Annotated in this window: 14 protein-coding genes; 3 read left to right on the plus strand and 11 right to left on the minus strand. The window is 64.1% G+C overall.

What is annotated here, in order from left to right:
• Positions 1-254 precede the first annotated feature (254 nt).
• The gene (gene purM / locus Q376_RS0113755) at positions 255-1,331 is read left to right on the plus strand and encodes a phosphoribosylformylglycinamidine cyclo-ligase (RefSeq protein WP_027350792.1); all 1,077 of its coding nucleotides are present in this window, start codon (positions 255-257) and stop codon (positions 1,329-1,331) included.
• Complete coding sequence (purN, locus tag Q376_RS0113760; RefSeq protein WP_027350793.1) at positions 1,328-2,041, plus strand: phosphoribosylglycinamide formyltransferase; 714 nt, start codon at positions 1,328-1,330, stop codon at positions 2,039-2,041. The genes purM and purN overlap by 4 nt, the downstream gene beginning before the upstream one ends.
• A gap of 436 nt (positions 2,042-2,477) precedes the next feature.
• On the opposite strand, the gene dcd is transcribed toward purN, so the two are convergent.
• From dcd to Q376_RS0113820, 11 genes are all read right to left on the minus strand, one after another.
• Positions 2,478-3,044: a dCTP deaminase gene (gene dcd, locus Q376_RS0113770; protein WP_027350795.1), complete on the minus strand. Its 567-nt coding sequence runs from the start codon at positions 3,042-3,044 to the stop codon at positions 2,478-2,480.
• 153 nt (positions 3,045-3,197) lie between these two features.
• On the minus strand, positions 3,198-3,995 hold the full coding sequence (gene apbC / locus Q376_RS22735; RefSeq protein WP_245598963.1) for an iron-sulfur cluster carrier protein ApbC: 798 nt from the start codon (positions 3,993-3,995) through the stop codon (positions 3,198-3,200).
• A gap of 119 nt (positions 3,996-4,114) precedes the next feature.
• Positions 4,115-4,609, minus strand: a complete 495-nt coding sequence (locus Q376_RS0113780; RefSeq protein ID WP_043447960.1) for a LabA-like NYN domain-containing protein — start codon at positions 4,607-4,609, stop codon at positions 4,115-4,117.
• Entirely contained in the window at positions 4,609-5,022 is a 414-nt protein-coding gene (gene arfB, locus Q376_RS0113785) for an alternative ribosome rescue aminoacyl-tRNA hydrolase ArfB (RefSeq protein ID WP_027350797.1), read from the minus strand. Before arfB ends, Q376_RS0113780 begins: the two co-directional genes overlap by 1 nt.
• Before the next feature lie 108 nt (positions 5,023-5,130).
• Positions 5,131-6,153, minus strand: coding sequence for a Csu type fimbrial protein (locus Q376_RS0113790; RefSeq protein ID WP_052365279.1), 1,023 nt, complete (start codon positions 6,151-6,153; stop codon positions 5,131-5,133).
• Positions 6,144-8,561 (minus strand): fimbria/pilus outer membrane usher protein, encoded by a 2,418-nt coding sequence (locus Q376_RS0113795; protein WP_211266673.1) that lies wholly within the window; start codon positions 8,559-8,561, stop codon positions 6,144-6,146. Before Q376_RS0113795 ends, Q376_RS0113790 begins: the two co-directional genes overlap by 10 nt.
• A gap of 2 nt (positions 8,562-8,563) precedes the next feature.
• On the minus strand, positions 8,564-9,346 hold the full coding sequence (locus Q376_RS0113800; RefSeq protein WP_081803566.1) for a fimbrial biogenesis chaperone: 783 nt from the start codon (positions 9,344-9,346) through the stop codon (positions 8,564-8,566).
• Between the two features lie 43 nt (positions 9,347-9,389).
• On the minus strand, positions 9,390-9,911 hold the full coding sequence (locus Q376_RS0113805) for a Csu type fimbrial protein (RefSeq protein ID WP_027350801.1): 522 nt from the start codon (positions 9,909-9,911) through the stop codon (positions 9,390-9,392).
• A 22-nt stretch (positions 9,912-9,933) separates the two neighbouring features.
• Positions 9,934-10,476, minus strand: a complete 543-nt coding sequence (locus Q376_RS0113810) for a Csu type fimbrial protein (protein ID WP_052365284.1) — start codon at positions 10,474-10,476, stop codon at positions 9,934-9,936.
• A gap of 60 nt (positions 10,477-10,536) precedes the next feature.
• Positions 10,537-11,076 (minus strand): Csu type fimbrial protein, encoded by a 540-nt coding sequence (locus tag Q376_RS0113815; RefSeq protein WP_027350803.1) that lies wholly within the window; start codon positions 11,074-11,076, stop codon positions 10,537-10,539.
• 142 nt (positions 11,077-11,218) lie between these two features.
• Complete coding sequence (locus tag Q376_RS0113820; RefSeq protein WP_081803568.1) at positions 11,219-11,785, minus strand: Csu type fimbrial protein; 567 nt, start codon at positions 11,783-11,785, stop codon at positions 11,219-11,221.
• Between the two features lie 859 nt (positions 11,786-12,644).
• Here Q376_RS0113820 and Q376_RS0113825 point away from each other — a divergent pair.
• Complete coding sequence (locus Q376_RS0113825) at positions 12,645-13,523, plus strand: LysR family transcriptional regulator (protein WP_043447961.1); 879 nt, start codon at positions 12,645-12,647, stop codon at positions 13,521-13,523.
• Positions 13,524-13,530: the final 7 nt, after the last annotated feature.

Raw genomic sequence — 13,530 nt, forward strand, 5'->3', positions numbered from 1 at the left:
TTACGAAACCTCAAGAGGATCAACCACTTTCATACCTTCGACCGGAGCCTGCGGCCGCTCGCTCGGGCCATGCGGGCGCCGACTCGCAATGGTACAATCGCCGCCCTGGGACGCCCGCCCCTCGCGTTCCCATCGCACCGCTCGGTATCGACCGGTGCGCCCGAGCGCCCGCGATGCGGGCGAGTCGATTCATCTCGCTGCGGCCTTCCCAACGGATGCGCGCCCGGCGATCGCATTCTTGCCTCGAGAGCCACATGACCACCACTCCTCCCGACTCCTCTGCGACTCAGGCGTCGCTCAGCTACAAAGACGCAGGCGTCGACATCGACGCGGGCAATGCCCTGGTCGATCGCATCAAAGGCATCGTCAAGCGCACCACCCGTCCTGAGGTGATGGGCGGCATCGGCGGCTTCGGGGCCCTGTGTCAGCTGCCGAGCGGCTATCGCGAGCCGGTACTGGTCTCCGGCACCGACGGTGTCGGCACCAAGCTGCGCCTGGCGATGGATCTCGGCCGCCACGACACCATCGGCATCGACCTGGTGGCGATGTGCGTCAACGACCTGGTGGTCGCCGGCGCGGAGCCGCTGTTCTTCCTCGACTACTACGCGACCGGCAAGCTCGACGTCGATGTCGCCGCCGACGTGGTGAGCGGCATCGGAGCAGGCTGCCTGCAGGCGGGCTGCGCGCTGGTCGGCGGCGAGACCGCCGAGATGCCGGGCATGTACGAGGGCGGCGACTACGATCTCGCCGGCTTCTGCGTCGGCGTGGTCGAGAAGTCCGAGATCATCGATGGCGCCAGGGTGGCGCCCGGCGACGTGGTGCTCGGCCTGGCCTCTTCTGGCCCCCACTCCAACGGCTACTCGCTGATCCGCAAGATCGTCGAACGCGCCGGCGCCGAACTCGACACCAAGCTGGACGGCATGAGCCTCGGCGATGCGCTGATGGCGCCGACCCGGATCTACGTCAAACCCCTGCTCTCGCTGATCAAGCAAAGCGGCGTCCAGGTTCACGCGCTCTCGCACATTACCGGCGGCGGCCTGCTCGAGAACCTGCCACGGGTACTGCCGGCGAACGCCTGCGTCGACATCGACGTCACCGCCTGGCCGCGCCCGCCGGTGTTCGACTGGTTGCAGCGTGAAGGCAACGTCGATGCCCGCGAGATGTTCCGCGTGCTCAACTGCGGCATCGGCATGGTGATCGTGGTGCCGGCCGACCAGGCCGAGCAGGCGGTCGGCCACCTCGAGGCGCAGGGAGAAACCGTCCATCGTCTCGGCGCGGTACGCGCCCGGGTCGGTGACGAAGAGCAGGTGCGGCTGGAGAACCTGGCATGAGCGAGGACAGCACTGGATTCGAGGCCGCCCCGGTCGAGCCACGCAGGGTGGTGGTGTTGATCTCTGGCAACGGCAGCAATCTCCAGGCGCTGATCGACGCCCAGGGCTTCGACGAACTCGGCGGCGAGATCGTCGCGGTGGTCTCCAACCGCGCGGACGCTTACGGACTGGTGCGCGCCAAGGAGGCCGGCATTCCCCCCGTGGTGCTGCCACAGGGCGAGTACGACAGCCGCGAAGCGTTCGACGGCGCGTTGATCAAGGTGATCGAGCGCCATGAACCGGATCTCGTCGTGCTCGCCGGCTTCATGCGCATCCTCACCCCGCGCTTCGTCAACCGCTTCCACGGCCGCCTGCTCAACATCCATCCTTCGCTGCTGCCCGCCTATCGCGGCCTGCACACCCACCGCAGGGTGCTCGAGGACGGCGTCAAGCAGCATGGCGTCAGCATCCACTTCGTCACCGAGGAGCTCGACGGCGGCCCGGTGGTGATGCAGGCGGAAGTAGAGGTCGACGAGAACGACACCGAAGAGACCCTCGCCCGCAAGGTCCAGGCGCGCGAGCACCTGCTCTACCCGATCGCGGTGCGCTGGTTCCTCGAAGGCCGCCTGCGCCTCGAAGCCGCCGGCCCGACCTTCGACGGCATCGCACTCAAGCCCACCGGCATGCGGCTCTCGCACGCCGATGCGCTGGATGATATCGACGAGGGCTGACCTTCAGCGGGAGTACCAAAAAGGGCTGCCCTGGAGCACAGGGCAGCCCTCAGATTAATGACAAACCCCTTTTAGACCCAGCGACACTTTCGATCCTGGCGAGTCGAGAACCGTTTTCGCCCCAACGAGCCTATCGCTCGCTTAGATGCGAGGGGCGGACCCCTCGCGCTCCCCCTGAAAGGGGACGCGCCGCCACAAGATCGCGAAACCCTGGCCGATCAATCGCTTGCCCTCGGGTCGGCGCGCATGGACGTCCCTGTCCGGGCGCGCCTTTTGCGACATCCATGTCGCAAATCCCGGTGCAATCGATTGCCGGCCAGCGCGCTCTTGGAGGCGGCTGGAAGCCATCGAGGCATCTTCAAATACTTTGTCAGCAGTCTGAGGGCTGCCCTGGAGCACAGGGCAGCCCTTCGTTCTCTTCGACACCCGGCCCAGGTCAGGTCCGCGGCAGGGTGACGCCGCGCTGGCCCTGGTACTTGCCGCCGCGATCGAGGTAGGAGGTCTCGCAGATCTCGTCGGACTCGAGGAACAGCATCTGCGCCACGCCCTCGTTGGCGTAGATCTTCGCCGGCAGGTTGGTGGTATTGGAGAACTCGAGCGTCACGTGCCCTTCCCATTCGGGCTCGAGCGGGGTGACGTTGACGATGATCCCGCAGCGCGCGTAGGTCGACTTGCCGAGGCAGATGGTCAGCACGCTGCGCGGGATGCGAAAGTACTCGACGGTGCGCGCCAGGGCGAATGAGTTCGGTGGGATCACGCAGACGTCGCCCTTTACGTCGACGAAGCTCTTGTCGTCGAAGTGCTTGGGGTCGACGGTGGCGGAATGGATGTTGGTGAACACCTTGAACTCGTCGGCACAGCGCACGTCATAGCCATAGCTCGAGGTGCCGAAGGAGATCACCCGCTGACCGTTGACTTCGCGGACCTGGTCGCGCTCGAACGGCTCGATCATGGCGTGTTCCAAGGCCATACGACGAATCCACTTGTCCGCTTTGATACTCATGACGGCTGGCTACCTTGCTGTGACTGGCTGCTGTGATTGAATGACTCGGGTTAGAGGCCGCACCAGGCGGGCAGCCATGATACCGGGACGGAGCGCACGACTGAACCCCGGGCGGCGACCGAACGGCGCAGGCATCCGCCGGAGGCTCTCCCCCTAGCTAAAACCGATGCTCGGCCCCTTGCGCACGGCGGTGCCGAGCTGCTGGTCAACCCGCTCGGCCATCGCCTTGAAGTAGCCGGCCACCTCGCCATCGGGTTCGGCGACCACGCTGGGCCGGCCGCTATCGGAGCGCTCGCGGATCGAGAGCTTGAGCGGCAGCCGACCGATCACCTCGGTCTGATACAGCGCCGCTACCCGCTCGCCGCCGCCTTCGCCGAAGATCGGCTCGGCGTGGCCGCAGTTCGAGCAGACGTGCAGGCTCATGTTCTCGACTACGCCGAGCACCGGTACGTTGACCTTGCGGAACATCTCGATGCCCTTGCGCGCATCGAGCAGGGCGATGTCCTGGGGCGTCGTGACGATCACCGCTCCGGCGACCGCGACCTTCTGCGCCAGGGTCAACTGGATGTCGCCGGTACCGGGCGGCATGTCGATGAACAGGTAGTCGAGCTCGCCCCAGGCGGTCTGGTTGAGCAGCTGCTGGAAGGCGCCGGCGACCATCGGCCCGCGCCACACCATCGCGGTTTCGACATCGACCATGAACGCCATCGACATCGCCTTGATCCCATGGGCCTCGATCGGCGCCATGGTGCTCTCATTGATCATCCGCGGCCGGGTACCGGGCGCGATGCCGAGCATCTGAGCCTGGCTGGGCCCGTAGATGTCGGCATCGAGCAAGCCCACTCGCTTGCCGCGCGCGGCCATCGCCAGCGCCAGGTTGACCGTCACGGTGGACTTGCCGACGCCACCCTTGCCCGACGCTACGGCTACGATCTGCTTCACACCCTCGATCACAGCTTGCTCTCCTGCGCGCTCCATTCGCGAGCGCGGACCAATGAATGAATATCGCGGCCAGTATAGCGCGGGCAACCAACCCAACCCCATGCGACCCTCGCCTGGCTCTCTGTGGATCAGTTCCTGCCAGGCAGCAGCAGCGCCGGCCCGATCGCGACGAAGCGGCTCGCCGCGCGCACCAGCGCATCGCTGGTCAACGCATCGACGCCGTAGACCTCGAACTCGACCCCGTGTCGCTGCCGCGCCCGCTCGGCGAGGATCGAGAAGTCGCCATCGCCGGAGACCAGCACCACGCGGTCGACCCGTTCGGCCGCTTCGATCACGTCCAGCGCGATGCCAACGTCCCAGTCCCCTTTCGCCGAGCCGTCGCGACGGGTGATGAACGGCTTGAGCTTCACCTCGAAACCGATGCCACGCAGGATCTGCTGGAACTGGCGCTGTTTCTCATCGCCCCGGTCGATCGCATAGGCGCTCGCCTCGACCAGGCGGGCACCGCGCCCCACCTCCTTCCAGAAGGCAGCGTAATCGAACGGCCGCTTGAACACCTGGCGCGTGGTGTAGTAGACGTTTTGCACATCGACGAACACCGCGACCCTCGGCTCGGCACCCATCAGGATTCGACCTTGCCGCGCAGCGCCTTGCGCTGGCCCCGCCGCTGCTTGCTGTCCAATCGACGGCGCTTCGACGCCCGCGTCGGCTGGGTAGCCCAGCGCGGCTTGGGCGCGGCCAGCGCGCCGGCGATGATCTCCTTGAGCCGCGCCAGCGCATCCTCTCGATTACGCTCCTGGGTGCGATGGCTCTGCGCCTTGATCACGATCACGCCCTCGCGGCTGACCCGCTGATCGCTGAGCGACAGCAGCTGGTGCTTGAACGCGGGAGGCAGGCTCGAGGCCCGGATGTCGAATCTCAGATGGATCGCCGAGGCGACCTTGTTGACGTTCTGCCCGCCCGCTCCTTGGGCGCGCACCGCGTGGGTCTCGATCTCATCGAATGGGATGGAGAGATGCGGGGAGATGACCAGCATGGAGTTGGCGTCCTTATGCAGGGCGCCTCGGCGCGAGGCGAAGATGGATGGCCCAGCATAGCATGGCGACGGATGGCCCCGAGGCCATCCACGCAGAGCGCGGCGGAATCAGAAGGTGACGTCGACCACGATCATGTCGGTATAGGTACCAGCCGGCGGTGTCGATTGACCACTCAGGATCTCGGCACGGTAGATGAACCCCTGGGTGAGGGTGCCAGTGTAGGCGCCCGGGTTCTGATCAGCGCTCTCCGACGAGCGACGCTCGCTACCCGCGGCGCCCCAGCGGTCGCTGCCGGTGATGCTCTTGTAGAGTTCGTAGGCGAGATACTGGCCATCGGCGGCCATTCGTCGCTGCCCGCCATCGGCATGGCTGCCATCGCTCAAACCGACGCTGTAGAGCGCATCCTTGGTACAGCGGATCGAGATCGTCTGGGTCACACTGTTGAACCCCACCACCAACGGCGCGCTACCGAAGTCGAGATCAGGCGCTTCGATGGCGCAGTCCTTGGAAACCTCGAGACGCAGATTGACGACCGAAGTGCCACTGCCGGTACTGCGCCCCAGGCAGATGAACAGCAGATTCACCCCACTACAGACATCCCAGTTCCAGGAGACCGACAACTGATCGGTATAGGTGCCCGCCGCCAGATTGTAATCACCGGTTCGGGTGCGCAGCGTCATCGGCAGGGAGTAGCTGCTGCCGCCCAGCAAACCGAGCAGATCGAGCAAATTGCTACGCGCGTAATTGAAGGTGGTGTTCAAGGGAATTTCATTGTCATAGCTGGGGTCGGCGAAGATCTGATAAGGCACCGCGTCGGTGGAACCATTCCTGACCAACGCACCCGCGTTGGCCGAGCTCACCGTGGCATCCATGCGATTGCCGGTGCCCAGCAGCGCCAGCGCGGCACCGTCGCAGTAAAGCCCCGCATCGGGCACGCTCGCGACCTGCTGCGACTGCGAGATACTCAATGAGCTGACCGTGCCGAAGAAGCCTTCACCGCTGCCGGTGGTCAATGTGCACGAAGCATACCCTTTCGCGGACAGCACGAGTCCGCAGCCGATCCACAGCAGCCGAAGCGGCCAACGCCATGGCGACATCCAATAGCTTTTCATCACGACTCTCAGCGGCATGTCAGCGGTCCTATCTGGGCGATCCGATCGGCCTGGGGATCGATCGCGAAGTGCGTCGCGCACTGCCCGCCCTCCGGCAGGCTCACGGTCAGCCCGTTGTCGGCCTCGAGCCCCTCCAGGTAGGTCAGGCCGTCCCAGCCCACATAGGCACTGCCGCCGCGATCGAGCCTCGCCACCGCTCCGACCGGCAGAGGCTCGCCCTGGCTGTCGACCAGGCTTATGCTCGCGGCCACCACCCGCCCCATCGGGAAGCGCAGTACGTAGCCGCTGCCCGCGCGTACCGCCGCGCGTTGCTCGACTATGGGCGTGTCGATGTTGGCTGCGAGGCCGAGCGGATCGATCTCGTATTTGCCGGCGTAATAGGCGGTGGCCCAAGGCACCAGCAGGTGGCCACGCGCATCGGTTTCTCCCACCAGCTGATTCTCGTAGCGCACGGGTACGCCCGCCTGTCCGTCGGTCGAGACCAGCACGAACGCATCGCGCACCTGGTTGGCGGCGAACAGCTGCCCATCGAGCCACACCAGCGAACCCCGCGCTTCGCCCCAGCGGCTGTAGTCGCCCTGCGATCCGTACACCCCGCCGCCAAGCTGGACCGCGCGCCCACGCCAAGTGGCGCTGGCCTGGTGATAGTCATCGGCATCGTCGCCGCGTCCATAGCCTAGATCCCAGCCCCAGCCCCCTTCGGAGGGAATCGAGCGACCGTAGTTGACCCGCTGGCTCAAGCGATGGTCGGCGCCCTGCTGCACGCTGGCGCTGACGCTGCCACCCATACGGCCCAAAGGCATGACCACCTGCGCCATGCTCGACCAGTTGCCGCCGCCGAGCTCGCGGTTGGCGGAGAGATAGAGGCTGCTGCCGGCGACCAGCGACTGGGTCCATGAGAGGTTGAGCAGTCGAGTGCGGGTGCCGTCCGCCGCTTTGATGTCGAAGTAGCCACTTCCCAGGCTGCCGAACGCGCCCATCTGCAGGCTGCCGGTGAGCTGGGAGCTCTCCCGGCTCAGCTGGTAGTAGCGACTGTCGTAGCTGGAGAGATCGTTGAAGCCCCGGCCACGGCGAATGTGCTGAAGCCCAAGGTTGAAACGACGCTGGGTGTACTGGTAACCGGCGCTCAGCTGGCCACCCTCATCGTCGCGCGCATGGCTCTGGCTGTAGGCGGTATTGAGCACCCCGAGGTTTCCCAGCCGCGCGACCGAGCCTATGCCAGCGAGCGCCAGCGAGCCCGCGCCTTCGGCATGGGCCTCGACGGTGAGATCGTCGGTCAGGCCAAAACGATAGCTGGCGCTACCGGCACCCTCGCCGTAGTCGAAGTTGCGCAGCCCGTATTGACGCCGGATCATCCCCCCACTGAACGAGTAGTCGCTCAGCCCCTGACGTAAAAGCGCGCTGGTGACGTAGAAAGGGATCGTCGTGGCGACCTGCCGACCGAGGGCATCGGTGGTGACCACCGTGGCCTCACCAGCGCCGTTGATGAACGGCACGTTGGTGATGGTGAAGGGACCCGGCATGACCTGGTCGCTACTGCTGCGATAACCATTGATGAACAGGTCGACCGAGGTCGGCACCGCGGCGTCTCCGGCGAACTGCGGCAGCGGATAGGTGATCACGTCAGGACGCACGGCGAAATCCTTCGACAGCTGCACACCGCCCAAGCGAATCGAGCTGCTCCATGGAAGCGCGCGAGTCACCACATCGCCCGCTTCGTAGGCGAGCATCCGTTCGTCGTCGGCGTAGCGCCAAGAGGTGTCGTAGCGAATGTAGCGATCGCCGCGCCCGGTGCTGCCGGAAAGCGTACTGCGATACACCCCGGTGGTGGCGAATGCGCCGAAATCGCCGAACAAGCGCAGCTCATTCCATGTCGAGGCGGTGGTGGCGCCTCGATCGACGTCATTGAGGTAGACGTCGTAGCCGAACAGCATGCCGAGGCTCGCCCGGGGACGCACACGCTCGAGCCCGGAATCACGACCGAGGAACTGCGCCGGCAGCCAGGCCGGCGGCACGTCGATTCGCAGCCGCTGCGCGCTGGCCTCGTAAGTGACCTCGACCTGGTCGAGCCTATCGACGGCGATCTCACCTTCCCCGTCGACCGGAATCGCCACCGCGCGCAGGTCGCTGGCAGCGACGAAGAAATGCTCCTGGCGCTGCGTCACCGCGACCACGCTGCCGGTCGCACGCTGGTTGACCACCAGTTCGAGAAACAGCTGCTGCGCACCGAGCTCATCGAGTGATCTTGGTGCCGGCGGCAATGCCTGGCCGCGACTCACCCCAGGGCCAAGGCCGGCCAGCGCCAGCGCAACGCTGATCAGGCATGGCAGCAGCGCCCCTGGCCTGCGCTTGCGCCAGCCGGGTTCGATGCACGCCGCGGCCGCTATCGTGGCGGCAGGCGCTGCCGCTTCGATGCTGGTCGCCATGGTCAATGACCATAAGGCGCGATCGGCGCGATCTCGCCGCCGTTGACCGCGGCCTCGAACCTGCCAGCGGCTTCCACGCCCTCTGGCAACGGCCAGCGCATCTCACTGCCAACCAGCACGTAGCCGAGCAGACCGTCGGATATCGTATGGCGCTGTGCGCCTTGGACGAACTCCGCGCGGGTGATGCGCGCATGCAGGTTGCCGCGGTTGGCGATCTCCAGGTAGCGCTTGCCTTGCTGATCGACGACTCGCCATCCGAGGCGCGGCTGGCCGGACTCTGCGCGCGCCTCGGCGCCGGCTCTGGTCCTACCCGCGAGGCCCTCGCCGTAGCTGAACAGCGGGACCGAATAGCGCATCTGGAATTTGACCCCCACGCTACCCTGGTCCTGATCGTTGCCGGCCACCGGAATCTCATCGATGATCACCCGATAAGCCCGCTCCTCCCCGGCGGCCACCGGCTGAGTACGAGTCAGGCGTACCAACTGGCGCTCCCCAGGGGCGATCCGCATCATCGGCGGGCTGCCGATCACTTCACTTTGCTGGTGATACTGATCGCCACCGTCCTGCTGCCAGGCGAAAACCCGTGCTTGAAGCGTCACCGGAGCGCTGCCGCGATTTTCGAGCCACAGCGCAGCGGCGCGTTCATTGCTTGCGATCGACGGGTCGACCGGCCAGATCAGCACCGAACTCGCCGCCCACACGGGAGTTGCAGCCATCACCAGGACGCTACGCAGCAACAGCCGCGCGACGCTGGATGGCCAGCTTCTCAGGATGCCAGTGGTCATCGGTTGCTTCCTTCGATATCGAGAGACTAAAAGAGCGGCGCCGTCACCATTGCAGCGTGACCACCAGGGTGTCGTGATAGGAACCCGCCGATGCATCGCCGGGCAGCGACAGGCGGGCATAAAGAGGCAGCTGGACATTCTCCGGGCTTGCGGCGGTGTTGACCGGCACCTCCTGGTTCACCGCGATCGGCTGCTGCATCGCCGCATCGGAGAACAGGCTGTAGCCGAGCAGCCCGCTGCCATCGGCGTGGCGCATGCGCCGCTGGTCGTCGTAGTGCTGCCCACCATCGACCCACATACTGAGCGCCACTCCGGGCGTGCAGTTGAGCGTCACCGACTGCCCCGCCACCAGGCTCGCGGTATGGGTCGCGGTCGAAAGCGCCGAATCGACGCCGAAATCGAGCCATCCCAGCATGCCCAGGCTCGCGCCTTCGGCGGGACGCGCGCCGTCGACCAGACAACCCTCGCTGACTGTGGCGCTGACCTGAAACGTACTGGTGGGAGCGGCGCTCGCCGAAGCGATCCATAGGCCGGGCAGTAAGGCTGAGGCCAGTCCAGCGATCACGCTCCGACTCGCGCCGTTCACGTCAGAACTCCAGGCTGACCTGAACGGTGTCGCTGTAGGTGCCCGCGGCCAACCCGTCATTGCCGAAAGCACGCGCATAGACCGGGATCGTCTGGGCCGAGCCATCGGCGACCACCGTAAGCTCGTCGCCATTGTCGAGCACGGTCTGCCGTCCACTGTCGCTATAGAGGTTGTAGGGGACGAACTGGCCATTACCGGCCATCGCCCGGGTATAGGCACCGGCGTCGGCGTCATTGATTCCTGCGAGGAAGGTCAGGGTGGCGTCCTGGCCCGGCGAGCACTGGATCGAGATCCCGCTCTGCGCTCCGCCGACCAGCTCGCCATCGGCCTGGCTGAACAGCGTGGTCTGGGAACCGAAATCGATGGTGCCGAACTCGACCCCTGTCGTGCCGTTCGAGCCGTTGACCTCACAGGCGCTGGTCAGGGTGATCGTCGCATCGACCTGGCCTGTGACGGTGGCGGCGAAGGATGGAGAAGTCGCAACCAGGCCCAGGCACGCGGCGGCGGCGATCGATGAGGTACGACGCAGGGATATCACGGACATGGCGGTTCACTCCGGGTGCGAGCAAAAGGCGGCGGCCACCGGCCACCGCGTTGGTTCGAATCAGAACTCGAGTTTGACCAGCAGGGTGTCGGTGTAGAGACCGCTCGCGATCGCGGAGCCGTTCGCCGCGATCGCGCCGTACAGTGGCACCTCGGTCGGGGCACCGCTGGTGTCGAGCGCGATCGGTTGCGAACTGCCGATGATGTACGGGACGGTGCGCGCCGCGTCACTGAAGACTTCGTAGCTGACCGTGTCCCCGGAATCCGCGCTGGCCAGCGAACGATCGCCGCGCAGGCCGCCATCGACGCTGACCTGGAAGGCTTCGAGATCCTTGCTGCACTCGACCTGGAGCGTGCCACCGGATACGCCGGCCAGCTCAGCGCTCAGCACGTTGGTCCATGTCGTGGACACGTCACCGAAGTCCAAGATCCCGAAGTCGTTGAGGTCGCCGTCCACCCCGCCGCCGGTGACTTCGCACCCCTGGGCGACGTTCAGCGATACCTCGACCTTCCCCGTCACTGCCGCCTGCGCCTGACCCAGGCCGAACAGCATGGACATGGATGCCATCCCGGCGAGCATGGCCTTCTTGTTGCTATGCATGTGTGTTCCCTCGTCTATGAGCCAATCAATCACCTGCCATCGGATGCCGGAGACAGCGCCGCCCCTCGTACGGGAGGGCTCCCCGTGCATCACCTCCTCCCATCCCGGCCCGAAGCCCCAGGGGCTGGCGAGCCAAGCCGTGCTACCAGCGCAGCGTGAGCGTGAGCTCGTCGGTGTAGAAGCCGACCGGAGGTACTGCGTCGAGCGGCCCGATACGGGCATACAGCGGTATTCTCAAGCGTCCATCCCCAGGTACCGTGAAACCGACCAGCTCATCGGCAGGCCAGGGATGGCGACGCGCAGCGTCGAGGAACACCTGGTAAGGCAGCCGAACCGGCTCGCAGCGGGCCGAGGGGCCGTCATCGTCGCCCCGCGCAACCAGATGACGAGAAGAAGCGTTGCCATGGAGGCCACCATCGACGCCGAGCTGATACTCGGTACCGGGATTGCAGACGACGCTGAGCGCCTCGAACCCTGGCGCCTCGGCATCGATCCCCTGGCCTTGCCGATCGAGTCGCGGATGCTGCCCGAAATCGATCACTCCCCACTGCATCCGCTGATGCGGCTCGAACGCGATCGTGCATCCTCTCGGCACATCGAGTTTCACGTCGACGCTTCCCATCACCATCGCATCGGCATCGGCGAGCGATATCCAACCGAGCGAGGAGAGCATCGATATCACTAAAGTAAGCAATCGAGTGCGGGGCATCACTATGAACACTCCCTGCCACCGTCCGAAGGACGCATGGAAAGTGAATGATTAACGCGACAAGAAAAAGTTATAAACCAGGAAATAAATACATAAGGCCAAAGGGAATTAATCTCCGTCCGCCGGGATAGCACCCTACTGATCGATGGTACGCCATGACAGGTACCCGGTACCTTTTGGCACATGCTCGACAGGGCCACCGTAACCTCAAGCGTTACAGAAAAAAACCTTTTTATTATGAAAAATAATGTACCTTGGTTCCCGCTATCAACTTTCAATTAACAAATCTCAACCTCTTGACCCAAAGCCAATTGGTTATAGAATATTTTATTCTCATCCCCGTTATTCTACGAATGAGCCTGCTTCTCGCCTCGTTCGAAAGCTTTCAAGTTGAACGACTGAAAGGGTACAGCGTCTCCCCTGTACCGCCGACACACCGCCCACAGTAGCGCCAAGTCGCTGAAAAAAGGCGAAACGTAAGATCAGTCGGACCATTTCTCATAGCCAGCACCCGCCTATGGTCGTGAGTCGAGCGCGACCCGGGCAATGACCGGAGATTTAGCTCGGGTCGCTTTATACCCATACGAAAAAGATGGCCAATCACCGAAAACACTACCATAACGACCGGGTGAACGGGTGGTTGAAAGCCATTCTCATCCTTGCCCCTGCGTGGACGCCGTTTTTTTTGATTTTTATTTATTTACCATTGTTATCGAATGGAAACGATTGACATACTTGCGAAGCGATCGTTTATTTAATGACCATGGCACGGGAGGCGCGCATGCACTACAACTTGACAGACCCTTCATTCGCTCGGCTTTGTACTCATTACATCGACCGCCGGATGACACTCAAACATATGCGTATACTCAATGCGGTGGACGAACGCAAAACGGTGAGCGGCGCTGCGGAAAGCCTGAACATGACAACGGCCAATGTGTCCAAAACAATCAAGGAAATCGAGGAGTTTCTTGGAGAGAACCTCTACTATCGCAAGCAGGGGCACTACTACCCTATGCCTCACCTGCTGCCACTGACCGAGGTATCACGCCGGGTCCTGGCCGCCCTCGACGAAGCCAAGAGCGAGCTCTCATCGCTGTATCGCAAGACCGACCAGGAAATCCGCATCGGCTACAGTGGCGCAATGCTCGAACCCTATGCCTGCCTGCTGGGCAAGCGACTGCTTTCGTACCCGATTTCCTACAGCATCAAGCTGATCAATCTCGGTATCGAGGACGCCAACGAGCGTATGCGCCAGGGCAACCTCGACATCATCCTCACCGCAGGCGCCACGCCCTATGACTGCAAGTGGCAGAAAGCGCCTCTTCGAATCAAGCGACTGCATCTGGTGGTCGCATCCCAGACCGCGACCGAGAAGGTCGAACTCACCGACATTCTCATTCCTTCGTGTTCGGAGTCGACGCTGGAGCTGATCATGCGACAGCTGCTCGGCAGCATCGACTCCGAATTCAAGCTCAGCCAATTCGACTCGACGATGAGCCTGCACATCGCGCTGAGCAGTCCAGGTTCGGCCCTGGTCTGCAACGACCTGACCCTCGAAACGATCCCCGCCAAGGAGCACTGCCGAATTCTCCAGACCTTCGCGGTCAATGAGATTGCCTTCGAAGTCGGCTGGAGCGAGTCGAGCCTCAAGGACCCCAAGATGCGCTCGATCATCGAACGGGAGATCGCCCAGATCGAAAGAGACGCTCTCGAGCCCACCGAGTCACTAGGCTGACCCAGCG

Origin of the sequence: Halotalea alkalilenta DSM 17697 (assembly GCF_000621205.1) — a bacterium.
GTDB lineage: Bacteria > Pseudomonadota > Gammaproteobacteria > Pseudomonadales > Halomonadaceae > Halotalea > Halotalea alkalilenta.